Raw genomic sequence first — 24,111 nt, 5'->3', positions numbered from 1 at the left:
GGCAAGCCAGCTCCCACCCCGATCGCGCCGATCTGAGGACTTGTACAGTACCTGTGGGAGCCGGCTTGCCGGCGATGGGCCGCTTAGCGGCCCCAGTCCTTAGTAGAACAGGCGATAACCTACCAACCCCGCCGCCTCGTTCAGCAACTGCCCGCTCTGCCACATTGCCCGGTTTTCCGGCAGCAACCCCGCGAACGGCCGCGCATGATCGCGCCCCAGGAACCCCACCGGCGCCGGCACTACTTCGAACCCGGCCCGCTCGAAACTCCAGCGCGAGCGCTGCATGTGCCAGGCCTGCGTCACCACCACCACCCGCTTGATACCGAGCGGCTGCAACACCTTGGCGCTGAACTCGGCGTTTTCCCAGGTGGTGCGGCTGGCTTCCTCCTTCCAGGAAACCTTTACGTCAAAATCCGTCTCAAGGCGGTCAGCCATCAGTTGGGCCTCACTGGGCGGCGTGCCATAGTGCAAGCCACCGCTGGTCAGCACCGGCAGGCCTGAGGCCTTGGCCAGTTGCGCGGCGTAGCGCATGCGCTCGAGGGCGACGTAGGTTGGCTGATCAAGTCCACCCCAGGCCGGATCGCCGCGCTCCCGTCCGGCGCCGAGGACCACGATGGCGTCGGCCCTGGACGCCAGGCCTGCCCACCCCTCGAGCGCCAACGCAGGTTCTGTTTCAAGGGTTCGGGCAAGTTGCTCGACCGTCAGTGGCAAGCTCATCAGCCACAAGCCGCCCAGCCCCAGGGTGAAACAGGCCGCGGCCAGGCGCGGACGACGACGGCGCCACCACCAGGCGGCCAGCAGCAGCAGGAACAGGATGCCGGGCGGCATCAACCATTGTTTGATGAAAAAGCGGATCGGCATCACACACCTCCATGGAAGGCGTGCAGCCTAAGAGGATCGGCACCGGGCCTCAAGGGCAACCGGCGCCGATCGATGCGCGCATTGCGAAAACCGGCGCGTCGGCCCGCGCCTGCAACCCTGAACGGCTATCGGGACGGCAACGTCCTGGAGCTGGCTGAGGCGCCGGAGCGCTTGCGGTCCTTGAGCCAGACGATCCTGGCCGAGGACGGCTCCGGTTGCGGGTAGGCACCGGCACTGGCAAAACGGCCTTCCGGGAGGGATTCCAGGTAGGCCTTGATGACTTCGAACTCGGCGTGGCTCAGGCCACGCAACTCCAGTTCGGCAGGCATCTCGTCGCGCAATCGCACGGAGGTTCTGGCCACTTCCAGTGCCAGGCCCAGGCGGTCGATCAGGCGTTCGTATAGCTCCGGTTTGCTTGCGGTTAGTTGCGACTCTCCCATCCGTTCACCTCATTGAAGGTAAGAATATCTCCCCCCACAAATGAGCTTAGCGTCACTCGTAAAAGCGACCGGGCGCCGCGACCAACGGCCCGCGCGGCGGGCGATGCAATCAGGGTTTCCCACGATACGCGGCGCTCATGTATGCTACGGCGTTCACTCTTGCAGATCCCGGAGTGCCGGACGCAGCGAGGTCGAGCTGCCTGGAACATGTCTCTTATCTCTCAATACAAAGTAGCCATGCACGAACAATACACGCCCCGTGATGTAGAAGCCGCCGCCCAGAATGCCTGGGACGAGCAACAATCGTTCGCTGTCACCGAACAGCCAGGCAAAGACACCTACTATTGCCTATCGATGTTCCCGTACCCGAGCGGCAAGCTACACATGGGCCACGTGCGCAACTACACCATCGGTGACGTGATCGCCCGCTACCAGCGCATGCTGGGCAAGAACGTCCTGCAACCGATGGGCTGGGACGCCTTCGGCATGCCGGCGGAAAACGCCGCGATGAAGAACAACGTCGCCCCGGCCAAGTGGACCTACGAGAACATCGACTACATGAAGACCCAGCTCAAGAGCCTGGGTCTGGCCATCGACTGGTCGCGTGAAGTCACCACCTGCAAGCCAGACTACTACCGCTGGGAGCAGTGGCTGTTCACCCGCCTGTTCGAAAAAGGCATCATCTACCGCAAGAACGGTACGGTGAACTGGGACCCGGCGGACCAGACCGTTCTGGCCAACGAGCAGGTCATCGATGGTCGTGGCTGGCGCTCGGGCGCGCTGATCGAGAAGCGCGAAATCCCGATGTACTACTTCCGCATCACCGACTACGCCGACGAGCTGCTGGAAAGCCTCGACGAACTGCCGGGCTGGCCCGAGCAGGTCAAGACCATGCAGCGCAACTGGATCGGCAAGTCCCGCGGCATGGAAGTGCAATTCCCCTATGACCAGGCGAGCATCGGTCATGAGGGCACCCTGAAAGTCTTCACCACCCGTCCAGACACCCTGATGGGCGCCACCTACGTGGCCGTCGCCGCCGAACACCCGCTGGCCACCCAGGCCGCCCAGGGCAACCCGGCACTGCAGGCGTTCATCGACGAGTGCAAGAGCGGCAGCGTCGCCGAGGCCGACATGGCCACGCAGGAGAAGAAGGGCATGGCCACTTCCCTGTTCGTCGAGCACCCGCTGACCGGCGAGAAACTGCCGGTATGGGTCGCCAACTACGTGCTGATGCACTACGGCGATGGCGCCGTGATGGCCGTGCCGGCGCACGACGAGCGCGACTTCGAATTCGCCCACAAGTACAACCTGCCGGTCAAGGCGGTGGTGCGCACCAGCGTCGGCGACGAAGTCGGCAGCGAATGGCTGGCCGCCTACGGCGAGCATGGCCAGCTGATCAACTCCGGCGAGTTCGACGGCCTGGACTTCCAGGGCGCCTTCGACGCCATCGAAGCCGCGCTGATCCGCAAAGACCTCGGCAAGTCGCGCACCCAGTTCCGCCTGCGCGACTGGGGCATCAGCCGCCAGCGCTACTGGGGCTGCCCGATCCCGATCATCCACTGCCCATCCTGCGGTGACGTGCCGGTGCCGGAAGACCAGCTGCCGGTCACCCTGCCGGAAAACGTGGTACCGGACGGTGCCGGTTCGCCCCTGGCACGCATGCCCGAGTTCTACGAGTGCACCTGCCCGAAATGCGGCACCGCGGCCAAGCGCGAAACCGACACCATGGACACCTTCGTCGAGTCGTCCTGGTACTTCGCCCGCTACGCCTCGCCGAACTACGACAAGGGCCTGGTAGATCCGAAAGCCGCCAACCACTGGCTGCCGGTCGACCAGTACATCGGCGGCATCGAGCACGCCATCCTGCACCTGCTGTATGCGCGCTTCTTCCACAAACTGATGCGTGACGAAGGCCTGGTCACCTCCAACGAGCCGTTCAAGAACCTGCTGACCCAGGGCATGGTCGTCGCCGAAACCTACTACCGCGTCGCCAGCAACGGCGGCAAGGACTGGTTCAACCCGGCAGACGTCGAAGTCGAGCGTGATGCCAAGGCCAAGATCATCGGCGCTCGCCTGAAGACCGACGGCCTGCCGGTGGAAATCGGCGGCACCGAGAAGATGTCGAAGTCGAAGAACAACGGCGTTGACCCGCAGTCGATGATCGAGCAGTACGGCGCCGATACCTGCCGCCTGTTCATGATGTTCGCCTCGCCGCCCGACATGAGCCTGGAATGGTCCGACTCCGGCGTCGAAGGTGCCAGCCGCTTCCTGCGCCGTGTCTGGCGCCTGGCCCAGGCCCACGTGGCCCAGGGCCTGCCGGGCGCGCTGGACACCGCCGCCCTGAGCGACGAGCAGAAGGTCATCCGCCGTGCCATCCATGCCGCGATCAAGCAGGCCAGCACCGACGTGGGCCAGTACCACAAGTTCAACACCGCCATTGCCCAGGTGATGACCGTGATGAACGTGCTGGAGAAGGCGCCGCAGGCCACTGCCCAGGACCGTGCCCTGTTGCAGGAAGGTCTCGAGGCCGTCACCCTGCTGCTGGCACCTATCACCCCGCACATCTCCCACGAACTGTGGAAGGCGCTGGGCCATGACCAGGCGGCGATCGACGCGGCCTGGCCGACGATCGACGAAAGCGCCCTGGTGCAAGACACCGTGACCCTGGTGGTGCAGGTCAACGGCAAGCTGCGTGGCCAGGTCGAAATGCCGGCCGCCGCCAGCCGCGAGGAAGTAGAGGCCGCCGCTCGCAACAACGAGAACGTCCTGCGCTTCACCGACGGTCTGACCATCCGCAAGGTCATCGTCGTCCCGGGCAAACTGGTCAACATCGTCGCCAACTGATGGCAACGCCCGCCTGTGCAACCACAGGCGGGCGTAATCGGTCCACGAGGGAGCAACACACACATGATCAAACGCAATTTGCTGGTGATGGGCCTGGCTGTCCTGCTCAGCGCCTGCGGTTTCCAGCTGCGCGGCACCGGCACCAACGAACTGAGCATCAAGGAAATCGACCTCGGCGCCCGTAACGAATACGGCCCAACCGTCATGCAGCTACGTCGCACCTTGCAAAGCAGCGGCGTGAAAGTCTATTCCGGCGCCCCCTACAAGCTGGTGCTCACCAACGAGCAGGAAACCCAGCGCGCTGCAACCTACAGCGGTGGCAACCGTTCGGCCGAGTACGAACTGACGACCGTGCTGAACTATACGATCGAAGGCCAGAACGACAGCATGCTGCTTGAAGACAAGCTGCAAGTGCAGAAGTACTACGTCTACAACGGCAACAACGTCAATGGTTCGGGCCAGGAAGCCAACCAAGTCCGTGAGGAAATGCGTCGCGATCTGGTGCAGGGCATGATGGCCCGCCTGCAGCAGCTGACCCCGGAACGCCTCGACGAACTGCAACGCAAGGCCAACGAGCGTGCCGAAGCGGAGGCTCGTGCGCTCAAGGAAGCCCAGCGCATCCAGGACGAGACGCCCCAGCAGTCGCCAATGGAAATCCCGGCTCCCTGAGCCTGAACGGGGCACCTGAGGTGCCCCGCCCTTCGCCATGAAGCTCTCCCCCGCCCAACTCAACAAGCACCTGCAAGGCCAGCTGGCGCCCGTCTATATCGTCAGCGGCGACGACCCGCTGCTGTGCCAGGAAGCCGCCGACGCCATCCGCGGCGCCGCGCGCCAACAGGGCTACGACGAACGCCAGGTGTTCAGCGCCGACGCCAACTTCGACTGGGGCAACCTGCTGCTGGCCGGCGCCAGCCTGTCGCTGTTCGCCCAACGCCGCCTGCTGGAACTGCGCCTGCCCTCGGGCAAGCCCGGCGACAAGGGCGCTGCCGCACTGATGGAGTACTGCGCCAACCCGGCCGAGGACACGCTGCTGCTGATCAGCCTGCCCAAGCTCGATGGCAGCGCGCAGAAAACCAAGTGGGGCAAGGCCTTGACCGAGGGCGCGCACTGCCAGTTCATCCAGATCTGGCCGGTGGATGCCCAGCAATTGCCGCAGTGGATCAACCAGCGCCTGTCCCAGGCCGGCCTGTCGGCCCAGCGCGATGCCATCGACCTGATCGCCGCTCGGGTCGAGGGCAACCTGCTGGCCGCCGCCCAGGAGATCGAGAAGCTCAAGCTGCTGGCCGAGGGCAACCAGATCACCGTCGAAACCGTCCAGGCCGCTGTCGCCGACAGCGCCCGCTTCGATGTGTTCGGGTTGGTCGATGCCATTCTCAATGGCGAAGCAGCCCATGCCCTGCGCATGCTCGAAGGGCTGCGCGGCGAAGGTGTCGAGCCGCCGGTCATTCTCTGGGCCCTGGCCCGCGAACTGCGCCTGCTGGCCGGCCTCGCGCAGCAGTTCAGCCAGGGTGTGCCGCTGGACAAGGCCTTCAGTCAGGCACGCCCACCGGTGTGGGACAAGCGTCGACCGCTGGTGAGCAAGGCCCTGCAGCGTCTCTCGGCGCAACGTTGGGCCATGCTGCTGCAGGATGCCCAACGCATCGATGCGCAGATCAAGGGGCAGGCCGAAGGCTCGCCGTGGACCAGCCTGGCGCGGTTGTCGCTGCTCATGGCCGGGCAGCGTCTGGCACTGCCTGCCGAGTGAAGCGCGTTACGGCGCAAGCCTGCCACCGCAACGTCTGCCAGCCATAAACACAATCAATTGGCCCTTCCCTACCCTCACGCCTAAAGTGCGCCCCGAAACCCAACCCAACCGGGAACCCGCCATGAGCAAGAAGCCGAAAAAGCACGGCCCCAACAAGGCCAAGTCGATCATCGCCCAACCGCTGTTCCGCTGCCGCCAGGAACGACCGGAAAAAGGCAAAGGCAGCTACCGCCGCGAAGCCTTCCAATCGAGAGATTGGGAGGCTTCTTGCTTTATGGCCGCCTGAAAAGGCATGAAATGCGCAGGCATGGTATGGTCGGCACCTGACCTGCAACTCTGGATCTGTGCATGCCCTCTCGTCTCACTCTCCGCTGGCAACCCCGCCAGCTGATCGCGGCCACAAGCTTTATCCTGCTCGTCGCCTGCGCCGAGAAACCCACCGCCGCCGATGCCCTGCCGCTGGCACCCGCCCAGCCCGCACCGATCGTTACGCTGCCCGGCGCCACGCCCGATAGCAGCAGCGAAATCCAGCCCCTGCAAACCTTCGCCCAATGGCAGGCCGGTTTCCGCGAGCAAGCCCTGCAAGCCGGGATCAGCGCCAGCCTGTTCGACCGTGCCTTCCTCGGCGTCACCCCGGACATGGACGTGATCAAGGCCGACCGCAGCCAACCGGAGTTCACCCGCCCGGTCTGGGAATACCTGGACGGTGCCCTGTCGCCGCTGCGCGTACGCAACGGCAAGAAGCTGCTCGAACAGAATGCCGAGCTGCTGGCACGCATCGAGCAACGCTACGGCGTCGACCGCCAGGTGCTGGTCTCGGTGTGGGGCATGGAGAGCAACTTCGGCCAGTTCCAAGGCAGCAAGTCGGTGATCCGCTCGCTGGCCACCCTGGCCTATGAAGGCCGTCGCCCCCAGTTCGCCCAGGACCAGCTGATCGCCGCCCTGCAGATCCTGCAAAACGGCGACATCCAGCCTGACGCGATGCGCGGCTCCTGGGCCGGCGCCATGGGCCAGACCCAGTTCATCCCGACCACCTACCTCACCCACGCGGTGGATTTCGACGGTGATGGCCGCCGTGACATCTGGAACAGCACCGCCGACGCCCTGGCTTCCACCGCGCACTACTTGCAGGCGTCCGGCTGGAAACGTGGCCAGCCCTGGGGCTTCGAGGTGCAGGTGCCCGCCGGCTTCGACTACTGGCTGGCCGACGGCAGTCAGCGCAAGAGTGTCAGCGAATGGCTGCAGCTGGGCGTGAAACTGCCCGCCGGCACCGTGCTGCCTGCTGGCAGCAACCAATTGTCCGCTGCCCTGCTGCTGCCCGCCGGCGCCCGGGGCCCGGCGTTCCTGGTGCTGGACAACTTCCGCGCGATCCTCAAGTACAACAATTCGTCGTCGTACGCGCTGGCAGTAAGCCTGCTGGGTGATCGGTTCTACGGTTGGGGCTTCATCGCCGGAAGTTGGCCGAAAGAGGACTTGCCGCTAAGCCGCAGCGAGCGGATCGAGCTGCAAACCTTGCTCAACGCCAGTGGCCATGAGGCGGGCAATCCCGACGGGATTATCGGAGCCAATACCCGCAAGGCCATCCGCAACGCGCAACAAGCGCAGGGCTGGCCAGCGGATGGTTATCCGACCCACAAACTGCTCGACAGCCTGCGTCGCTAGAAAGCGCCGGGGCCGCTCTGCGGCCCCAAAACATTCACGCCTTGGCCAGATCCTGTGCCAAGACCAAGCACTGTCTTTCGCTGTCCAGCTTCACCCGCGCGCCCAATGGCAGGCATAGATTCGGGTCACAATGTCCACTGCGCCACCCCGCCAGCACCGGCACCCCAAGCGGGCCGAAGATGTCTAGCAGCAAAGGCGTCATGGCCGCCACGGTGATCCCGGCAAAATCCCCCACCAGCACCCCGCGCACCCCTTCCAGCTTGCCGGCCAGGCGTAGCTGGGTCAGCAACCGGTCGACACGGTAGAGCGGCTCGTTGACGTCTTCGATGAACAGGATGCTGTCCTGGGTGTCGACTTCCGCCAGCGTCCCCAATGTGCTGCCAAGCAGCGACAGGTTGCCACCGACCAGACGCCCGCTGGCAACCCCAGGCACCACGCTGGAGAGCGGAAACGCCGCAGGATGGTCGATCACATCGCCCGCGCCCAGCCGCCCCCGCAGCTGACCGAGCATTGAGCTGACGGTAGGCTCGAGCTTGCCCCCTAACAGGTCGGCATTGAGCATGGCGCCATGGAAGGCCAGCAGCCCGGCATGCCGGTTGATCGCCGAATGCAGAGCGGTAATGTCGCTGTAACCCACCAGCGGCTTGGGATTGCGACGGATTAGCTCGAAGTCGATGCGATCCAGCAAACGCATGCTGCCGTAGCCGCCGCGCATGCACAGGATGGCATCGATGTCCGGGGCGCTGAACGCATCGTGCAGGTCACGCAAACGCTGCTCGTCGCTGCCGGCGAGGTAACCGTCCGCCTGCAGCACCCCAGGGTAGATGCGGCACTGCTGGCCACGGCTGTCGAACCACTGGCGGGCCTTGTCGGTATCAAGCCGCGCCGGCCCGGCCGGGGCGACGATGGCGAAACGGGCGTTGTCAGGCAAGGCCTTGGGCAACAGGTATTCAGCAGTTTTCAGGCAATTCATCACGCCACTCCTTGCAGCTTGTCGCTTGAAACTCGTAGCTCAAAAACGAAAATGCCGATGCCGCCTTCCGGCGCGCATCGGCATGTTCCGCTCAAACCCGACTCAGAGCTTGATCTTGGCTTCGTGGGCCTGCTGGTCGGCATGATACGACGAGCGTACCAGCGGGCCGGAGGCGACGTTCTTGAAGCCCATCTTGTAACCTTCCTCGGCGAACCAGGCGAAGGTGTCCGGGTGCACGAAGCGCTGTACCGGCAAGTGGTTGCGCGACGGCTGCAGGTACTGGCCGAGGGTGAGCATGTCGATATCGTGCTCGCGCATGCGGTGCATGACCTCGATGACCTCCTCGTCGGTCTCGCCCAGGCCCAGCATCAGGCCGGACTTGGTCGGTACGTGCGGGACCATCTGCTTGAACTTCTGCAGCAGGTCCAGCGACCAGTCGTAGTCCGAACCTGGACGCGCAGCCTTGTACAGGCGCGGTACGGTCTCGAGGTTGTGGTTGAACACGTCCGGCGGGGTCTGCGCGGTGATTTCCAGCGCCACGTCCATACGGCCACGGTAGTCCGGCACCAGGGTCTCAAGCTGCACGCCCGGCGACAGCGCGCGGATCTCGCGGATGCAGTCGGCGAAGTGCTGGGCACCGCCGTCACGCAGGTCGTCGCGGTCCACCGAGGTGATCACCACGTACTTCAGGCGCAGGTCGGCGATGGCCACAGCCAGGTTCTTCGGCTCGTCCAGGTCCAGCGGCTTAGGCCGCCCATGACCGACGTCGCAGAACGGGCAGCGGCGGGTGCAGATGTCGCCCATGATCATGAAGGTCGCGGTACCGCCGGAGAAGCACTCGCCCAGGTTCGGGCAGGAGGCTTCTTCGCAGACGCTGTGCAGCTTGTGCTTGCGCAGCAGTTGCTTGATGCGGTCGACTTCCGGGGAAACCGGAATGCGCACGCGGATCCAGTCGGGCTTTTTCGGTAGCTCTTCGGTGGGGATGATCTTCACCGGGATACGTGCCACCTTGTCGGCGCCACGCAGCTTCACGCCGGCTTCCACTTTCTTAGGAGCAGGGCGCGGGGTGACGTCTTGCGTCGGGATCAGGTTCGGCACGGCTTCTTGCACAGTTGTCATAATCAGTCGATTCCGCCCGTCAGGGTCGTCTGCTCAGCATAGTCGAGGTGCTTGACCAGCTGTCCGCGCAGCCTTGTCCTGACCTCAATGAGTTCGATCGGGCCTGCCAGGTCGCGCAGCTGGGTCATGGCCAGCCCCGCATACCCACAGGGGTTGATTCGGCGGAATGGCGCAAGGTCCATGTCCACGTTCAGGGCAAGGCCGTGAAACGAACGGCCATTGCGAATTCGAAGGCCAAGTGACGCGATCTTCGCGCCATCGACGTAGACGCCCGGGGCATCGGGCTTGGCCACCGCCTGCACACCGTAACTGGCGAGCAGGTCGATGAGGGTCAGCTCGATGCGGCTGACCAACTCGCGCACACCGATACTCAGACGGCGCACGTCCAACAGCAGGTAGGCCACCAACTGGCCGGGGCCATGGTAGGTGACCTGCCCACCGCGGTCGGTCTGCACCACCGGTATCTCGCCAGGTATCAGCAGGTGCTCGGCCTTGCCGGCCTGGCCCTGGGTGAACACCGGAGGATGCTCGACCAGCCAGACTTCGTCCAGGCTGTCCGGGCCGCGCTGCTCGGTAAAGCGACGCATGGCCTCCAGCACCGGTTCATAGGGCTGCAGGCCAAGATCGCGAATACCGAGCACGCCAGGCATCACAGCACCATTTTCACGATGCCGGTAGCGCGCAGGGCGCTGTTGATGTCGTGCAGTTGGTTCTCGCTCTCGGCAACGATATGCAGTTGCACCGTGGTGTACTTGCCTTCCTTGCTCTGGCGTTCGGCCAGAGTCGACAGGTCGACCTTGGCGTGCTTGCTGAGGATCTCGATCACAGTGTCGCGGAAACCGACAACGGTATCGCCGATCACCTTGATCGGGTAATCCTCGCAGGGGAATTCGATCTTGTGCGACTTGACGTCTTCTTCGCTCATGGCGGAAACGGCCTCGTAAGCCGTGGCAGCAGCGCCCCCGCCTGGTTCACGGGGGCGTGCAAGTCACGTATCAGTTGAACAAACCGTAGAAGAACAGGCGGATGCTGTCCCACATACGGCCGAAGAAACCAGCTTCCTCGACACCATCCAGGGCGATGAGGTCAGCGCTATGAACCACCTTCTCGTCCAGTTTGACTTCCACTTTACCGATCACGTCACCTTTGGCGATCGGCGCGGTGAGTTGCGGGTTCATGGTCATCGAAGCCTGGAGGCGCTTCAATTGGCCTTTAGGCATGGTCATGGTCAGGTCGTTGGCCAGACCGGCCTTGACCTGGTTGGTCGCGCCTTTCCAAACCTGGGCTTGAGTCAGCTCGGTACCCTTCTGGTAGAAGGTCTGGGTTTCGAAGAAGCGGAAGCCGTAGGTCAGCAGCTTCTGGGTCTCGGCGGCGCGGGACTGCTCGCTGTTGGTGCCGAACACCACGGCGATCAGGCGCTGGCCATCACGTACGGCCGAGGCGACCATGCAGTAACCGGCTTCGTCGGTGTGGCCGGTCTTCAGGCCGTCGACCGTCTTATCGCGCCACAGCAGCAGGTTGCGGTTAGGCTGCTTGATGTTGTTCCAGAAGAACTCTTTCTGCGAATAGATGGCGTAGTGCGCCGGATCTTCGTTGATGATCGCGCGCGCCAGCAGGGCCATGTCGTGAGCCGAGGAGTAGTGCTCCGGGTTCGGCAGGCCGGTGGGGTTCATGAAGTGGCTATTGGCCATGCCCAGGTCGGTGGCGGTTTTGTTCATCATGTCGGCGAAGGCATCTTCGCTGCCGGCGATGTGCTCGGACAGGGCGACCGATGCATCGTTGCCGGACTGGATGATGATGCCGTGCAGCAGGTCGCTGACGGTCACCTGGCTACCGACTTTGATGAACATGCGCGAACCGCCGGTACGCCAGGCGTTCTCGCTGACGGTCACCGGGTCGTTCTCGCCGATCTGGCCGCGACGGATGTCCAGGGTGGCGATATAGGCGGTCATCAGCTTGGTCAGGCTGGCTGGCGGCAGGCGCTCGTCACCATTGTTCTCGACCAGCACGTTGCCGCTGGACGCGTCCATGAGTACATAGGACTTGGCGGCCAGTTGTGGAGGTGCCGGCATCATCTGCTCCGCTGCGAAAGCAGCAGGCGTGATCAGCAGCAGAACAGGCAGGCAAAGTCGTTTGGCAAGGTTGGTGATGTTCATCCGTCTCTCGTAAATCGCTAATGGTCTGATGTTCCGTGGGCAAGTTCGTTTGCCCAGCGCCCCGTCAGTCTAGTTTTATGGCCTGTGGCCTGGCCCAAAAGTGCGGCGTAATGCCGCTGCGGGCAAAAGCGGCATTGTACATACCTGCGACCGGCAATTCATGAACAAACCGACAGGTCGGTGTGTTGATTCATTGCGGGCCAAGCCCGCTGCCATACCGTGCGGACCGCCTGGCATGGCAGCAGGTTCGCTACGTGATGACGATCAGTCAGTCACGACTTTCGCCTGGCCGAGATTGGCCAGGCGAATGCTGTCCTGGGCTTGCTGGATCTCGCCCTGGCTGTTGATCGGCCCCAACCGCACACGGTGCAGGGTCTGCTGGTTACGCACGACGGAGCTGATGAACACCGGCGCGCTGACCATGGTGCTCAGCTTCGAACGCAACAATTCGGCGGCGTCCGGGTTGGCGAACGCGCCCACTTGCAGGATGCTGCCGCCGCTGGCGTTCGGCACATTGTTGCCGCCCACCTGCACCGGCACCACCGGCGCCGCGTGCTGCTGCGGCGGCGGGGTCCACTGCTCGACACGCCCGGTGCTGGCGGCGATCGGCTGGGCCTGGGCCACCTGCGGCTCCTTGAGCACCATCGGCGGCTGCTGGCCACGCTGGGCCCACCATTGCTGCGGGTCGATGCCCTCGACGCGCACGTGCGCGGTGCCGCTTTCGGCATAGCCAAGCTTCTTCGCGGCGGCATAGGACAGGTCGATGATACGGTCGGAGTAGAACGGGCCGCGATCGTTGACGCGCAGGATCACGCTACGACCGTTGGCCAGGTTGGTCACCCGCACGTAGGCCGGCAGCGGCAGGGTCTTGTGCGCCGCGCTCATGCCGTAGAGGTCATAGAGCTCGCCGTTGGCGGTGTTCTGGCCATGGAACTTGGTGCCGTACCACGACGCGGTGCCCTCGGCGCGGTAGTTGCGCGAGTCCTGCATCGGGTAGTAGGTCTTGCCCAGCACCGTGTAGGGGTTGGCCTTGTAGTTGCCGGTATGCACGGTCGGGGTGGCGTCGGGGATCTTGTTGACGTCCACGTCCCACCAAGGGGCTCCGTCCTTGTGCGCACGGTTGATGTCCAGCCCCGGTTGCGCACGCACGGTGTTGCCGCTCTGCGGAGTGGAGGGCCGGCTCGATGAGCAACTGGCCAGCACCAGGCCGACGGCGACGCAGGTCAGCAGTTTTGCGGCATTTGCAGTGAAGAGTTCGCGCATTTACTTGACGCCCCGTGCCAGAACCAGCTGTTCCGAAAGCTGATGCACCGCCATGGCATACATCACGCTGCGGTTGTAGCGGGTGATCGCGTAGAAATTCTTCAGGCCCATCCAGTACTCAGGGCCATATTCACCTTCCAGGCGGAAGGCGGTGACCGGCAGATCATCGCGCAGCGCATCATGACTCGACCAGCCCAGCGCCCGCAACTGCGCGACCGTCTTCACCGGCTCGATGCCGCTGGTCAGGCCTTCGTCGGCGCGCTCGCCACGCACGGTGGCACGGCTGACCACAGGCTCCCCGGCCACCCAGCCGTGGCGCTTGAAGTAGCTGGCGACACTGCCGATGGCATCGTCCGGGTTGTTCCAGATATTGATGTGCCCGTCGCCGTCGAAGTCCACGGCATAGGCACGGAAGCTGCTCGGCATGAACTGCGGCAGGCCCATGGCGCCGGCGTAGGAGCCCTTGAGCGTGAGCGGGTCAAGTTGCTCTTCGCGGGCCAGCAGAAGGAATTCGCGTAGCTCCTTGCGGAAGAATTCGGCGCGTGGCGGGTAATCGAAGCCCAGCGTCGACAGCGCGTCGATGACGCGATAGTTGCCGGTATTGCGGCCGAAGAAGGTTTCCACCCCGATGATCGAGACAATCACCTGCGCCGGCACGCCGTATTCCTGCTCGGCGCGGGCTAGCACGGCCTCATGCTGACGCCAGAAGTCCACGCCCCGGGCGATGCGCGCATCGGTGATGAACATCGGGCGGTATTCCTTCCACGGCTTGACCCGTTCGGCCGGCCGCGAGATCGCGTCGAGGATCGCCTGCTTGCGCTGCACCTCGCGAAACACACCCATCAGTTGCTCGCCGGCAAAGCCGTAGTCGCGAGTCATCTCGCCAACGAACTCGGCCACTTGCGGCGACCCGTCATAGTCACCGGCATTGGCCTGCTGAACTGCGCCGAGCAGACCCAACGCGCCGAACCACGGCGCCAGGCGGGCAGCCCAGCCACGCACTGCTTGCATGAAATTCTTCACCTTTTTCAAACCTGTGCGATCCATTTGCGGTGCGTATGGATCGACATCAGAACGCCAAACGCTGACAGCAGCGTCACCAACGAAGTTCCGCCATAGCTGATAAAGGGCAGCGGCACGCCCACCACAGGCAGAAGGCCGCTGACCATACCGATATTGACGAACACATAAACAAAGAAGGTCATGGTCAGGCTGCCCGCGAGCAGCTTGCCGAACAGGGTCTGGGCCTGGGCGGTGATCATCAGCCCGCGACCGATCAACAGGATGTAGATCAGCAGCAGCAGGCAGATGCCGACCAGGCCGAACTCCTCGCCGAGCACGGCGATGATGAAGTCGGTGTGGCTCTCGGGCAGGAAGTCCAGGTGCGACTGGGTGCCCAGCAGCCAGCCCTTGCCGAACACGCCGCCAGAACCGATCGCCGCCTTCGACTGGATGATGTTCCAGCCGGTGCCCAGCGGGTCGCTTTCCGGGTCGAGGAAGGTCAGCACGCGCTGCTTCTGGTAGTCGTGCATGACGAAGAACCACATCGCCACCGCCACCGGCACCGCCGCCGCGATCACGCTGACGATCCAGCGCCAGCGCAGCCCCCCCATGAACAGCACGAAGGCGCCGGAGGCGAGGATCAGCAGCGCCGTGCCCAGGTCGGGCTGGCGCACGATGAGAATGAACGGCACGCCGATCAGGATCAGGCTGATCGCCACATGCTTGAGGTGCGGCGGCAAGGTGCGCTTGGACAAGTACCAGGCGATGGTCGCCGGCATGATGATCTTCATGAATTCCGAGGGCTGGAAGCGGATCACCCCGGGAATGTTGATCCACCGTGTGGCGCCCATGGCGTTGTGGCCCATGACATCCACCACGATCAGCAGGAACACCCCTGCCAGGTACGCCAGTGGCACCCAGCGCGCCATGAAGCGCGGCTCGAGCTGGGCGATGATGAACATCGACACCAGGCCGATGCCGAACGAGCTGGCCTGCTTCATCAGCAGGTCCCAGTTCTTGCCGCTGGCCGAATACAGCACGAACAAGCTGCCGGCGGCGAGCGTCAGCAGGATAATCAGCAAGGGGCCGTCGATATGGATGCGCTGCAGGAAGCTGGCGCGCCTGCGCATCACGTCCTCGCTGGAGAGCATGCGGTCGAAGTTGTTCTTCACGGGGCCGGTTCCTGGGCAACTGTGGCGGGGGCGAACTCGGGCTTGAGCCGGCCATTCTCGTCAAGCAGCCAGGCATCCATGACCTGACGTACCACGGGGGCGGCGACACCGGAGCCGGACTCGCCGTTCTCGACCATCACCGAGACCACGATCCTCGGATCATCGGCCGGGGCGAAAGCGACGAACAGGGCGTGGTCGCGGTGGCGCTCCTGGAGCTTGTTGCGGTCGTACTTCTCGCCCTGCTTGATCGCCACCACCTGGGCGGTACCGCTCTTGCCGGCGATGCGGTACTGCGAGCCGATGGCGGCCTTGCGGGCGGTGCCTCGGGCGCCGTGCATCACCTGTTCCATGCCGTGGGTGACCCGCGCCCAGTCCGACTTGTCGCGCAGGACAATGTTTTCCATGGGGTTCTCGTCCACCGGCGGCTGCCCCTCGATGGTCTTGGCCAGGTGCGGGCGGTTCCACACGCCCTTGTTGGCGATCAGCGCGGTGGCCTGGGCCAACTGCAGCGGCGTGGTCTGCATATAGCCCTGGCCGATGCCGAGAATCAGGGTTTCGCCGGGGAACCAGGCCTGGCGGCGAGTCGCGCGCTTCCACTCGCGGGAAGGCATCAAGCCGGGCGACTCTTCGAACATGTCCAGGGCAACCTTCTGCCCGATACCGAACTTGTTCATGTAGCTGGACAGCCGATCAATACCCATCTTGTGCGCAAGATCGTAGAAATACGTGTCGTTTGACCGCATGATCGCCACATCCAGATCAACCCAGCCATCGCCGGTGCGGTTCCAGTTGCGGTATTTGTGATCGTAGTTGGGCAGTTGGTAGTAACCCGGGTCGAACACCCGGCTGCCCGGCGTCACCACGCCACTGTCGAGCCCGGCAATCGCCACTGCCGGCTTGATCGTCGAGCCCGGCGGGTAGAGACCGCGCAGCACGCGATTGAACAGCGGCCGGTCGATCGAGTCGCGCAGTTCGGCGTAGGCCTTGAAGCCGATGCCGGTGACGAAAAGATTGGGGTCGAAACTCGGCTGGCTGACCATCGCCAGCACCTCGCCGGTGCGCGGGTCGAGGGCGACGATGGCGCCACGGCGCCCGCCCAACGCCTGCTCGGCGGCTTCCTGCAGCTTGATGTCGAGGCCCAGGACAATATCCTTGCCCGGCTTCGGATCGGTGCGTTTGAGCACTCGCAGCACCCGGCCCCGAGCGTTGGTCTCGACTTCCTCGTAGCCCACCTGGCCATGCAGTTCGTCTTCGTAGAAGCGCTCGATACCGGTCTTGCCGATATGGTGGGTGCCGCTGTAGTTCACCGGGTCGAGGGTCTTGAGTTCCTTCTCGTTGATCCGCCCGACATAGCCCACCGAATGGGCGAAGTGCGCGCCCTGGGGATAGTGGCGAACCAGCTGCGCCGCTACCTCCACACCAGGCAAACGGAACTGGTTGACCGCGATACGGGCGATCTGTTCTTCGTTGAGCTCGAACAGGATCGGCACCGGCTCGAACGGCCTGCGCCCCTGCTTCATGCGCTTTTCGAACAGGGCACGGTCGTCAGGGGTGAGCTCGAGCACCTCGACGATCACGTCCAGCACATCCTGCCATTTGCCCGCGTTACCGGCGCGTTCGCGGGTCATCACCAGGCTGAAGCTGGGGCGGTTGTCGGCCACCACCACGCCGTTGCGGTCGAAGATCAGCCCGCGGGTCGGCGGGATCGGCTGCACATGCACCCGGTTGTTCTCCGACAGCGTCGAGTGATAGTCGTACTGGATGACCTGCAGGTAATACAGCCGGGCGATCAATACGCAGACGAGCAGCACCACCGCCACGGCGCCCACGACGACGCGGTTGCGCACCAGGCGGGCGTCTTTCTCGTGGTCCTTGAGGCGGATCTGCTGCGGCATCGGACAGGCTTACAGGTTCATTTGTGGTAGGGATGCCCGGACAAAACGGTCCAGGCGCGGTAGATCTGCTCGCCGATGAGTATCCTTACCAACGGATGCGGCAACGTCAGCGGCGACAACGACCAGCGCTGCTCGCTGCGTGCGCAGACTTCCGGCGCCAGCCCTTCCGGGCCGCCCACCATCAGGTTGACCGTACGCGCATCCAGGCGCCAACGGTCCAGCTCGCCCGCCAGTTGCTCGGTACTCCAGGGCTTGCCATGGACCTCGAGGGTGACGATGCGTTCCCCGGGCTGCACCTTGCTCAGCATCGCCTCGCCCTCCTGACGGATCAGGCGGGCGACATCGGCGTTCTTGCCGCGGGTGTTCAGCGGGATTTCCACCAGCTCCAGCGCAAGCTCCGGGGGCAGGCGCTTGGCATATTCATGCCAGCCTTCCTCGACCCACTTGGGCATGCGCGAGCCGACCGCGATCAGGCGCAGACGCACGACGCTTCCTTATTCCCGGTCCTTGAGCTTGTCGGAGTACTCGTGAGCGTGCTCCGGGCTGTGGTGCTTGCCGTCGTTGGCACGGCTCTGCTCGGCGCCCAGCCACAGGCGCTCCAGGTCGTAGAACTGGCGGGCGGCGGCGGTCATCATGTGCACGATGACGTCGTTCAGGTCCAGCAGCACCCAGTCGCTGTCGCCCTTGCCTTCTTCGCCCAGTGGCTGTGCGCCCTTGGCCTTGACCGCTTCACGGACCTTTTCCAGCATCGCGTTGATCTGGCGGTTGGAAGTACCGGTGGCGATGATCATGTAGTCGGTCAGGCTGTGCTTTTCACGCACGTCGATGACCTGGATGTCCTGGGCCTTGACGTCTTCCAGCGCGGCCTTGGTCAGTTCGACCAGTTCTTCGCCGCTGATGCCGTTGATTTTCTGCTTGGTCATATAAAACTCGTTCAACTCATTGATTGAGGCGCCCACGGGCGCCGTCAGTTGGACGCACGATACAGGTCGTGCGCCTCGATGTAGGCCAGTACTGCGTCCGGCACCAGGAACCGCACCGACTTGCCGCTGGCCAGCAGCTGTCGGATCTGCGTGGCGGACACCGCGAGCGGGGTCTGCCAGACGAACGAAATGTGCCCCGCCGGGCCGGACATGGCGGTGGGATCGCTCTCCGAGCGCGCCGCCAGCAGGTTGCGCAGCTCGTCAGGGGGTTCGACATCGGCATCCGGGCGTTGCAGCACCAGGATGTGACAGTGTTGCAGCAGCTCTTCCCAGCGATGCCAGCTGGGCAGGCCGCAGAATGCGTCCCAGCCCAGCACCAGGAACAACTGGTCGTGCGCGTTCAGTTCGCCGCGGATCGACTCCAGCGTGTCGATGGTGTACGACGGCTTGTCGCGGGCCAGCTCGCGGGCATCCACGCTCAGGCGCTCGACACCCTGCACGGCGCCACGCACCATGGCCAGGCGGTCCTGCGCGGCCACCAGCGGGGTGTCGCGGTGCGGCGGCCGGGCGTTGGGCAGCAGGCGCAGTTCGTCCAGGCACATGAATTCGGCGACTTCCAGCGCACTGCGCAGGTGACCGATATGCACCGGGTCGAAGGTGCCGCCGAGAATGCCGACGCGCCGGACTGCGACAGGGTTGCTCAACTCAGCACGGCTCCTGGCCGCGCAGCTGGCCATCGCCGATCACCACGTATTTCTCGCAGGTCAGGCCTTCCAGGCCGACCGGGCCGCGGGCATGCAACTTGTCGGTGGAGATACCGATTTCCGCGCCCAGACCGTATTCGAAGCCGTCGGCGAAGCAGGTCGGGGTGTTGAGCATGACCGACGCCGAGTCGACCTCGGCCATGAAGCGCCGGGCCTGGCCCTGATGCTCGGTGATGATCGAATCGGTGTGGTGCGAGCCGTAATGGTTGATGTGCTCGATGGCCTGCTCCAGGCCATCGACGACGCGAATCGACAGGATCGCGTCGAGGTATTCGGTGTGCCAGTCGTCTTCGCTGGCCGGCTTGGCGTCGATGAACGCCCGGGTGCGCTCGCAACCGCGCAGTTCGACGCCCTTGTCCTGGAAACGGCGGGCCATTTCCGGCAGGAAGCGCTCGGCCACCGACGCATCCACCAACAGCGTCTCCATCGCGCCGCAGATACCGTAGCGATACGTCTTGGCGTTGAAGGCAACCCGCCAGGCCTTGTCCAGGTCGGCATGAGCATCGACGAAAATGTGGCAGATACCGTCCAGGTGCTTGATCACCGGTACACGGGCATCGCGGCTGATGCGTTCGATCAGGCCGCGGCCGCCACGGGGCACGATGACATCGACGAATTCCGGCATGCTGATCAGCGCGCCCACGGCTTCGCGGTCGGTGGTCTCGACCACCTGCACCACTGCCGGCGGCAGGCCGGCCTCGGCCAGGCCACGCTGGATGCAGGTGGCGATGGCACGGTTGGAATGAATGGCTTCGGAGCCGCCGCGCAGGATGGTGGCGTTGCCCGATTTCAGGCACAGGCTGGCGGCGTCGATGGTCACGTTGGGGCGCGACTCGTAGATGATACCGATCACCCCCAACGGCACGCGCATCTTGCCGACCTGGATCCCCGACGGGCGGTAGCTCATGTCGCGGAGGGCACCGACCGGGTCCGGCAGGCTGGCCACCTGGCGCAGGCCGGTGATCATGCCGTCGATGCGCGCCGGGGTAAGCGCCAGGCGCTCGAGCAGCGCGGCTTCCAGGCCGTTCTTACGGCCATTGGCCAGGTCCTGTTCGTTGGCTGCGGTGAGCGCGTCGCGGGCCGCGTCGAGAGCGTCGGCGGTGGCCTGCAGGGCGCGGTTCTTCTGCGCGGTGCTGGCACGGCCGATCACCCGCGAGGCCTCACGGGCGGCGCGACCCAGGCGGGTCATGTAGTCAAGAACGGACTCGGTCATGGGTTCGGTGTCTTGGCAAAGGGGAAATCGGCTGATTATAACTGGAGCGCTCGGGTACGCCCAGCGGCGGGTGGCGGATGGTAGAAAATGCTTGCCGGCTTTACGTAGGAAAGATGTAACCACCCGTATCGGAAAACACCTCAGTTTCATCGCGAACCCCACGCCCGTCGCGCGCTCCAGGCAACATTGCGCGAGCCGGCTTGCCTGGCGATGGCGTCAATCTGATTCAGCCTCGATTAAGCCATTCATTGCTATCATCGCCGCCTTCACAGCCACGAACCGCTCGTATGCCCGCCCCAGCCCCCTGCCCGGCCCGCGCCCTGCCCGACAGTTTCTTCGATCGCGATGCGCAGACCCTCGCCCGCGACCTGCTGGGCAAAGTCATCCGTCACCGCCAGGGCGAGCTCTGGCTGGCGGCGCGCATCATCGAAACCGAGGCCTACTACCTCACCGACAAGGGCAGCCATGCGTCCCTGGGTTTCACCGAGAAGCGCAAGGCGCTGTTCCTCGATGGCGGGCATATCTACATGTACTACGCCCGCGGCGGCGACTCACTGAACTTCAGCGCCCAGGGCCCGGGCAACGCGGTGCTGATCAAGTCCGCCTATCCCTGGATCGACGCCATCTCCGACGCCAACAGCCTGGCCCGGATGCAACTGAACAACCCCGACGCCAGCGGCAACCTGCGCCCGCCCGAGCGCCTGTGCAACGGCCAGACCCTGCTGTGCCGCGCCATGGGCCTGAAGGTGCCGCACTGGGATGCCCGGCGTTTCGACCCCGAGCGCCTGTACGTCGAGGATTGCGGCATCGCGGTCCCCCGGGTGATCCAGACCACCCGCCTGGGCATACCCCATGGCCGCGACGAACATTTGCCCTACCGCTTCGTAGATGCCGATTACGCCCGCCACTGCACCCGAAACCCGCTGCGACGCGGCCAGGTCGAAGGGCAAGACTTCTTCATGCTTGAACAAGGAAACTGAACCATGGGCCAATGGCTGGACAGCCTGACCACCTGGCTTGGCGCCAACCCACAGTGGCTGGGCCTGGCAATCTTCGTCGTGGCCTGCGTCGAATGCCTGGCCATCGCCGGCATCGTCGTGCCCGGCACCGTGCTGTTGTTCGCGGTCGCCGTGCTGGCCGGCAGCGGCACCTTCAGCCTGGGCGAAACGCTATTGCTGGGCTTCCTCGGTGGCATGCTCGGCGACGCGATCTCCTACGCCATCGGCAAGTACTTCCACCAGAACATCCGCCGCCTGCCGTTGCTGCGCAGCCACCCGGAGTGGATCGGCAGCGCCGAGGCGTACTTCCAGCGCTATGGTATCGCCAGCCTGCTGGTCGGCCGCTTCATCGGCCCGCTGCGGCCGATGCTGCCGATGGTCGCCGGCATGTTCGACATGCCCCTGCCGCGCTTCATCGCGGTAAGCCTGGTGGCTGGCGCCGGTTGGTCGGTGGCCTACCTGCTGCCCGGCTGGGCCACCGGCGCGGCGATGCGCCTGCCACTGCCGGAGGGCTTCTGGCTGGACGCGGGGATTGTCATGGGCACCCTGGCGGTGCTGATCGGCCTGAGCCTGAGCACCAGCATCCGCGATCAACGCCACGGCACCCGCCTGATCGCCGCCCTCAGCGGCCTGGCGGTAGCCGCGCTGTTCATCGGCTGGCGCTACTTGAGCGAATTCGACCAGGGCGTGATGACCCTGGTGCAGGAGCACCGCAGCCAGGCCATCGACGGCGCCGTGGTGGTAATTACCCGCCTGGGAGACTTCCGTACCCAGTTCTTCCTCGGTGGCCTGCTCACGGGCCTGTTGCTGCTGGCCCGGCAATGGCGCCACGCGCTGTTCGCCGGCGCGACACTGATCGGCACAGCCCTGGCCAACGGCACGCTGAAATGGTTGTTCGCCCGCGCCCGCCCCGAGGTGCTGACCGACCCGCTGACCAGCTACAGCATGCCCAGCGGGCATAGCTCGGCATCGTTCGCCTTCTTCCTGGTGCTGGCGGTGCTGGCCGGGCGCGGCCAGCCGCCGCGCATGCGCCTGACCTGGGTGCTGCTGGGATGCATTCCGGCCCTGGCCATCGCGCTGTCGCGGGTATACCTGGGCGCGCACTGGCCGACCGACATCCTCGCCGGCGCGCTGCTGGCATGCTGCGTGTGCGCGCTGGGCCTGACCCTGGTGCAATATCGCCAGCCGCTCACGGCGCTGCCGCAGCGGGTATGGTGGCTGGTGTTGCCAGCGTGCATCGCGTTGCTGACGTTCTTTGCCCTGCACGCGCTGCCCAAGGCGTTGCTGCGCTACCAATACTGACGGCCATCACTGGGCAGCCCGCTCCTACCGAACATCGGAGCGGGCCTGGATGGTTCAGGCGAACAATTCGCCCTGGATCCGCTCCAGCAACGCCTGGATCGCTTGCAGCCTCAACTGCGGCGAGTCGATGGCCAGCAGGTCGAGCTTGTCCTCTTCCACGAACGGCAACAGGTAGGCCAACTGGTTGGCCAGCGCCTGTCGCCCGTCGACATCCCGCGGCATGTCCAGCGCCTCGACCATCGGGTGTTCGCCCAAGGCCAGCAGCAGCGCCAGCAGGTCATCGTCCTGCTCCTGCAGCGGGCCGTCCGCCAGTTCCGACAGCCACTGCACCTCGCCGACCATCAACTGGTCCTTCTGCACCTCGGTGCGCTCGACACGAAAACGCCGCACGCCTTCGACGCGAATACCCAGCAGGCCGTTGTCCTGCTGCACGAAGTCGCGGATCAGTGCCTCGCAGCCGACCGACGCCACCACCGGCGCCGCCTTGCCCACCTGCTCGCCTTCCAGGATGCATACCACGCCGAAGCCTTCACCCTGTTTCATGCAACGGCCGATCATGTCCAGGTAGCGCGCCTCGAAGATCTGCAGATCGAGCAGGCAACCGGGGAACAGCACGGTATTGAGGGGAAACAGCGGTAATGTCATCTCGATTCCTCAAGCCACCAGGCTGACCGCCAACGGCAGGAACACCGCCGTGGCCACCCCCATCAGGCTCATCGCCAGCGCGGCGAAGGCGCCGCATTCGTCACTTTCCTGCAAGGCCACCGACGTGCCCACTGCGTGAGCGGTGACGCCCAGCGCCATGCCCCGGGCCTCGGGGCTGAGCACGCCGAAGCGGCTCAGCAGCGCCGGGCCGAAGATCGCGCCGATCACCCCGGTGATCAGCACGAACACCGCGGCCAGGGCCGCCACACCACCAATCTGCTCGGCCACCAGCATGGCGATCGGCGAGGTGACCGACTTCGGCGCCATGGTCATCAGGATCATGTGCTCGGCGCCGAACCACCAGCCCAGCGCCAGGCATGCCACGGTGGCGAACAGGCCTCCGATTACCAGCGTAGTAAATGTCGGCCAGAACAGCTGGCGGATCCGCCGCAGGTTCAGGTAGAGCGGCACCGCCAGGGCCACGGTGGCCGGGCCCAGAAGGATGTTCATGATCTCGGTGCTCTTGCGGTACTCGGCATAGTCGATGCCGCAGACAAGCAGGATGCCGATCACCACCAGCATCGACACCAGCACCGGTTGCAGGAAGATCCAGCGGGTCTTTTCATAACCTGCCAGCACCAGCTGGTAGGCGGCCAACGTGATGCCGATACCGAACAGGGGATGGTGGATGACCGCGTCGAGCGCGCCGTGCCAATCGAGGGTCATGGCTGCTCCTCATGCCTGCCCTGGCGCTGGATGAGCTTCTGCATCAGCACGCCGACGAACACCAGGGTCGCCAGGCAGGAGATCAACAGCGCCCCGACGATCGCCCAGAAATCGGCGGCGATGTCCCTGGCATAGACCATCACCCCCACCGCCGGCGGCACCAGCAGCAGCGGCAGGTAGCGCAGCAGGCTGCCGGCGGCTTCGTTGAGCGGCTGGCCGACTTCGCCACGAACCATCAGGAACACCAGCAGCAGCAACAGGCCGATGATGGGCCCGGGCAGGATGTGCAGGAACAAGTGGTTGATCGCCGTCCCCAGCAACTGGAACAGCACCAGCCAGGTCAAACCACGCAACAGCATACGGACCTCCGTCAGAGCATGGCGGCCATTATAAGCACGCTAAGCAACTG

At 64.7% G+C, this 24,111-nt stretch carries 25 protein-coding genes; 7 read left to right on the top strand and 18 right to left on the bottom strand.

Annotated features, from left to right (window positions below; genetic code table 11):
* Positions 1 to 99: 99 nt before the first annotated feature.
* On the bottom strand, positions 100 to 861 hold the full coding sequence (locus KSS90_RS03150) for a YdcF family protein (protein WP_217868156.1): 762 nt from the start codon (positions 859 to 861) through the stop codon (positions 100 to 102).
* 125 nt (positions 862 to 986) lie between these two features.
* A complete protein-coding gene (locus tag KSS90_RS03145) occupies positions 987 to 1,301 on the bottom strand; it encodes a hypothetical protein (protein ID WP_217868155.1) in 315 nt (104 codons plus the stop codon).
* Positions 1,302 to 1,538: 237 nt separating this feature from the next.
* On the opposite strand from KSS90_RS03145, the gene leuS reads away from it, so the two are divergent.
* The 5 genes from leuS to KSS90_RS03120 all read left to right on the top strand — a co-directional run bounded on the left by leuS (position 1,539) and on the right by KSS90_RS03120 (position 7,551).
* Positions 1,539 to 4,145, top strand: coding sequence for a leucine--tRNA ligase (gene leuS / locus KSS90_RS03140; protein ID WP_217868154.1), 2,607 nt, complete (start codon positions 1,539 to 1,541; stop codon positions 4,143 to 4,145).
* A 63-nt stretch (positions 4,146 to 4,208) separates the two neighbouring features.
* Positions 4,209 to 4,814, top strand: a complete 606-nt coding sequence (locus KSS90_RS03135) for an LPS-assembly lipoprotein LptE (protein WP_217868153.1) — start codon at positions 4,209 to 4,211, stop codon at positions 4,812 to 4,814.
* Between the two features lie 37 nt (positions 4,815 to 4,851).
* Positions 4,852 to 5,889, top strand: a complete 1,038-nt coding sequence (gene holA / locus KSS90_RS03130; protein ID WP_217868152.1) for a DNA polymerase III subunit delta — start codon at positions 4,852 to 4,854, stop codon at positions 5,887 to 5,889.
* Between the two features lie 121 nt (positions 5,890 to 6,010).
* Positions 6,011 to 6,175: an alternative ribosome rescue factor ArfA gene (gene arfA, locus KSS90_RS03125; RefSeq protein ID WP_050707056.1), complete on the top strand. Its 165-nt coding sequence runs from the start codon at positions 6,011 to 6,013 to the stop codon at positions 6,173 to 6,175.
* 62 nt (positions 6,176 to 6,237) lie between these two features.
* Positions 6,238 to 7,551: a lytic murein transglycosylase gene (locus KSS90_RS03120; RefSeq protein WP_217868151.1), complete on the top strand. Its 1,314-nt coding sequence runs from the start codon at positions 6,238 to 6,240 to the stop codon at positions 7,549 to 7,551.
* Between the two features lie 34 nt (positions 7,552 to 7,585).
* Here the strand turns inward: KSS90_RS03120 and KSS90_RS03115 are convergent, their stop codons facing one another.
* The 13 genes from KSS90_RS03115 to KSS90_RS03055 form a co-directional block, all read right to left on the bottom strand.
* Positions 7,586 to 8,524 (bottom strand): S66 peptidase family protein, encoded by a 939-nt coding sequence (locus KSS90_RS03115; RefSeq protein WP_217868150.1) that lies wholly within the window; start codon positions 8,522 to 8,524, stop codon positions 7,586 to 7,588.
* A 102-nt stretch (positions 8,525 to 8,626) separates the two neighbouring features.
* Positions 8,627 to 9,643, bottom strand: coding sequence for a lipoyl synthase (gene lipA / locus KSS90_RS03110; protein ID WP_102683780.1), 1,017 nt, complete (start codon positions 9,641 to 9,643; stop codon positions 8,627 to 8,629).
* A gap of 2 nt (positions 9,644 to 9,645) precedes the next feature.
* On the bottom strand, positions 9,646 to 10,293 hold the full coding sequence (gene lipB, locus KSS90_RS03105) for a lipoyl(octanoyl) transferase LipB (RefSeq protein WP_217868149.1): 648 nt from the start codon (positions 10,291 to 10,293) through the stop codon (positions 9,646 to 9,648).
* Positions 10,293 to 10,568, bottom strand: coding sequence for a DUF493 domain-containing protein (locus tag KSS90_RS03100; RefSeq protein ID WP_011535839.1), 276 nt, complete (start codon positions 10,566 to 10,568; stop codon positions 10,293 to 10,295). Before KSS90_RS03100 ends, lipB begins: the two co-directional genes overlap by 1 nt.
* Positions 10,569 to 10,638: 70 nt before the next feature.
* A complete protein-coding gene (locus tag KSS90_RS03095; protein WP_217868148.1) occupies positions 10,639 to 11,799 on the bottom strand; it encodes a D-alanyl-D-alanine carboxypeptidase family protein in 1,161 nt (386 codons plus the stop codon).
* 264 nt (positions 11,800 to 12,063) lie between these two features.
* Positions 12,064 to 13,062, bottom strand: coding sequence for a septal ring lytic transglycosylase RlpA family protein (locus tag KSS90_RS03090; protein ID WP_217868147.1), 999 nt, complete (start codon positions 13,060 to 13,062; stop codon positions 12,064 to 12,066).
* Positions 13,063 to 14,073: a lytic murein transglycosylase B gene (gene mltB / locus KSS90_RS03085; RefSeq protein ID WP_031315361.1), complete on the bottom strand. Its 1,011-nt coding sequence runs from the start codon at positions 14,071 to 14,073 to the stop codon at positions 13,063 to 13,065.
* Positions 14,074 to 14,090: 17 nt separating this feature from the next.
* Complete coding sequence (gene rodA / locus KSS90_RS03080; RefSeq protein ID WP_217869727.1) at positions 14,091 to 15,194, bottom strand: rod shape-determining protein RodA; 1,104 nt, start codon at positions 15,192 to 15,194, stop codon at positions 14,091 to 14,093.
* Between the two features lie 38 nt (positions 15,195 to 15,232).
* The gene (gene mrdA / locus KSS90_RS03075; RefSeq protein ID WP_217868146.1) at positions 15,233 to 17,131 is read right to left on the bottom strand and encodes a penicillin-binding protein 2; all 1,899 of its coding nucleotides are present in this window, start codon (positions 17,129 to 17,131) and stop codon (positions 15,233 to 15,235) included.
* A 17-nt stretch (positions 17,132 to 17,148) separates the two neighbouring features.
* Positions 17,149 to 17,616 (bottom strand): 23S rRNA (pseudouridine(1915)-N(3))-methyltransferase RlmH, encoded by a 468-nt coding sequence (gene rlmH / locus KSS90_RS03070; RefSeq protein ID WP_023631106.1) that lies wholly within the window; start codon positions 17,614 to 17,616, stop codon positions 17,149 to 17,151.
* Positions 17,617 to 17,625: 9 nt separating this feature from the next.
* Positions 17,626 to 18,054 carry a ribosome silencing factor gene (gene rsfS / locus KSS90_RS03065; protein WP_031315360.1) on the bottom strand — a complete coding sequence of 143 codons (429 nt, stop codon included), beginning with the start codon at positions 18,052 to 18,054 and terminating at the stop codon, positions 17,626 to 17,628.
* A gap of 44 nt (positions 18,055 to 18,098) precedes the next feature.
* The gene (gene nadD, locus KSS90_RS03060; protein WP_046857282.1) at positions 18,099 to 18,791 is read right to left on the bottom strand and encodes a nicotinate-nucleotide adenylyltransferase; all 693 of its coding nucleotides are present in this window, start codon (positions 18,789 to 18,791) and stop codon (positions 18,099 to 18,101) included.
* Positions 18,760 to 20,031, bottom strand: coding sequence for a glutamate-5-semialdehyde dehydrogenase (locus KSS90_RS03055; protein ID WP_217868145.1), 1,272 nt, complete (start codon positions 20,029 to 20,031; stop codon positions 18,760 to 18,762). Before KSS90_RS03055 ends, nadD begins: the two co-directional genes overlap by 32 nt.
* A gap of 287 nt (positions 20,032 to 20,318) precedes the next feature.
* Here KSS90_RS03055 and KSS90_RS03050 point away from each other — a divergent pair, with 287 nt between their 5' ends.
* Both KSS90_RS03050 and KSS90_RS03045 read left to right on the top strand, forming a co-directional pair.
* Positions 20,319 to 21,011 (top strand): DNA-3-methyladenine glycosylase, encoded by a 693-nt coding sequence (locus KSS90_RS03050; RefSeq protein ID WP_217868144.1) that lies wholly within the window; start codon positions 20,319 to 20,321, stop codon positions 21,009 to 21,011.
* 3 nt (positions 21,012 to 21,014) lie between these two features.
* Positions 21,015 to 22,331 (top strand): bifunctional DedA family/phosphatase PAP2 family protein, encoded by a 1,317-nt coding sequence (locus tag KSS90_RS03045; RefSeq protein ID WP_217868143.1) that lies wholly within the window; start codon positions 21,015 to 21,017, stop codon positions 22,329 to 22,331.
* Between the two features lie 54 nt (positions 22,332 to 22,385).
* Here the strand turns inward: KSS90_RS03045 and KSS90_RS03040 are convergent, their stop codons facing one another.
* Genes KSS90_RS03040 through KSS90_RS03030 form a run of 3 tightly spaced genes read right to left on the bottom strand, consistent with a single transcriptional unit; the run spans position 22,386 to position 24,061 of the window.
* The gene (locus KSS90_RS03040) at positions 22,386 to 22,976 is read right to left on the bottom strand and encodes an LON peptidase substrate-binding domain-containing protein (protein WP_217868142.1); all 591 of its coding nucleotides are present in this window, start codon (positions 22,974 to 22,976) and stop codon (positions 22,386 to 22,388) included.
* Between the two features lie 9 nt (positions 22,977 to 22,985).
* Positions 22,986 to 23,702, bottom strand: coding sequence for an LrgB family protein (locus KSS90_RS03035; RefSeq protein ID WP_046857287.1), 717 nt, complete (start codon positions 23,700 to 23,702; stop codon positions 22,986 to 22,988).
* On the bottom strand, positions 23,699 to 24,061 hold the full coding sequence (locus KSS90_RS03030; protein ID WP_046857288.1) for a CidA/LrgA family protein: 363 nt from the start codon (positions 24,059 to 24,061) through the stop codon (positions 23,699 to 23,701). Before KSS90_RS03030 ends, KSS90_RS03035 begins: the two co-directional genes overlap by 4 nt.
* Between the last annotated feature and the right edge of the window lie 50 nt (positions 24,062 to 24,111).

This window comes from Pseudomonas maumuensis, assembly GCF_019139675.1.
In the GTDB taxonomy this organism is placed as follows: domain Bacteria; phylum Pseudomonadota; class Gammaproteobacteria; order Pseudomonadales; family Pseudomonadaceae; genus Aquipseudomonas; species Aquipseudomonas maumuensis.
Note: the sequence above shows the minus strand (reverse complement) of the source record. Positions and strands in the feature narration are given on the sequence as shown.

Excerpts from the sequence above, each read along its gene's own strand:
- KSS90_RS03150 (WP_217868156.1), bottom strand. The coding sequence starts at position 861 with ATGCCGATCCGCTTTTTCATCAAACAATGGTTGATGCCGCCCGGCATC.
- KSS90_RS03145 (WP_217868155.1), bottom strand. The coding sequence starts at position 1,301 with ATGGGAGAGTCGCAACTAACCGCAAGCAAACCGGAGCTATACGAACGC.
- leuS (WP_217868154.1), top strand. The coding sequence starts at position 1,539 with ATGCACGAACAATACACGCCCCGTGATGTAGAAGCCGCCGCCCAGAAT.
- KSS90_RS03135 (WP_217868153.1), top strand. The coding sequence starts at position 4,209 with ATGATCAAACGCAATTTGCTGGTGATGGGCCTGGCTGTCCTGCTCAGC.
- holA (WP_217868152.1), top strand. The coding sequence starts at position 4,852 with ATGAAGCTCTCCCCCGCCCAACTCAACAAGCACCTGCAAGGCCAGCTG.
- arfA (WP_050707056.1), top strand. The coding sequence starts at position 6,011 with ATGAGCAAGAAGCCGAAAAAGCACGGCCCCAACAAGGCCAAGTCGATC.
- KSS90_RS03120 (WP_217868151.1), top strand. The coding sequence starts at position 6,238 with ATGCCCTCTCGTCTCACTCTCCGCTGGCAACCCCGCCAGCTGATCGCG.
- KSS90_RS03115 (WP_217868150.1), bottom strand. The coding sequence starts at position 8,524 with ATGAATTGCCTGAAAACTGCTGAATACCTGTTGCCCAAGGCCTTGCCT.
- lipA (WP_102683780.1), bottom strand. The coding sequence starts at position 9,643 with ATGACAACTGTGCAAGAAGCCGTGCCGAACCTGATCCCGACGCAAGAC.
- lipB (WP_217868149.1), bottom strand. The coding sequence starts at position 10,293 with ATGCCTGGCGTGCTCGGTATTCGCGATCTTGGCCTGCAGCCCTATGAA.
- KSS90_RS03100 (WP_011535839.1), bottom strand. The coding sequence starts at position 10,568 with ATGAGCGAAGAAGACGTCAAGTCGCACAAGATCGAATTCCCCTGCGAG.
- KSS90_RS03095 (WP_217868148.1), bottom strand. The coding sequence starts at position 11,799 with ATGAACATCACCAACCTTGCCAAACGACTTTGCCTGCCTGTTCTGCTG.
- KSS90_RS03090 (WP_217868147.1), bottom strand. The coding sequence starts at position 13,062 with ATGCGCGAACTCTTCACTGCAAATGCCGCAAAACTGCTGACCTGCGTC.
- mltB (WP_031315361.1), bottom strand. The coding sequence starts at position 14,073 with ATGCAAGCAGTGCGTGGCTGGGCTGCCCGCCTGGCGCCGTGGTTCGGC.
- rodA (WP_217869727.1), bottom strand. The coding sequence starts at position 15,194 with ATGCGCAGGCGCGCCAGCTTCCTGCAGCGCATCCATATCGACGGCCCC.
- mrdA (WP_217868146.1), bottom strand. The coding sequence starts at position 17,131 with ATGCCGCAGCAGATCCGCCTCAAGGACCACGAGAAAGACGCCCGCCTG.
- rsfS (WP_031315360.1), bottom strand. The coding sequence starts at position 18,054 with ATGACCAAGCAGAAAATCAACGGCATCAGCGGCGAAGAACTGGTCGAA.
- nadD (WP_046857282.1), bottom strand. The coding sequence starts at position 18,791 with ATGGCCAGCTGCGCGGCCAGGAGCCGTGCTGAGTTGAGCAACCCTGTC.
- KSS90_RS03055 (WP_217868145.1), bottom strand. The coding sequence starts at position 20,031 with ATGACCGAGTCCGTTCTTGACTACATGACCCGCCTGGGTCGCGCCGCC.
- KSS90_RS03050 (WP_217868144.1), top strand. The coding sequence starts at position 20,319 with ATGCCCGCCCCAGCCCCCTGCCCGGCCCGCGCCCTGCCCGACAGTTTC.
- KSS90_RS03045 (WP_217868143.1), top strand. The coding sequence starts at position 21,015 with ATGGGCCAATGGCTGGACAGCCTGACCACCTGGCTTGGCGCCAACCCA.
- KSS90_RS03040 (WP_217868142.1), bottom strand. The coding sequence starts at position 22,976 with ATGACATTACCGCTGTTTCCCCTCAATACCGTGCTGTTCCCCGGTTGC.
- KSS90_RS03035 (WP_046857287.1), bottom strand. The coding sequence starts at position 23,702 with ATGACCCTCGATTGGCACGGCGCGCTCGACGCGGTCATCCACCATCCC.
- KSS90_RS03030 (WP_046857288.1), bottom strand. The coding sequence starts at position 24,061 with ATGCTGTTGCGTGGTTTGACCTGGCTGGTGCTGTTCCAGTTGCTGGGG.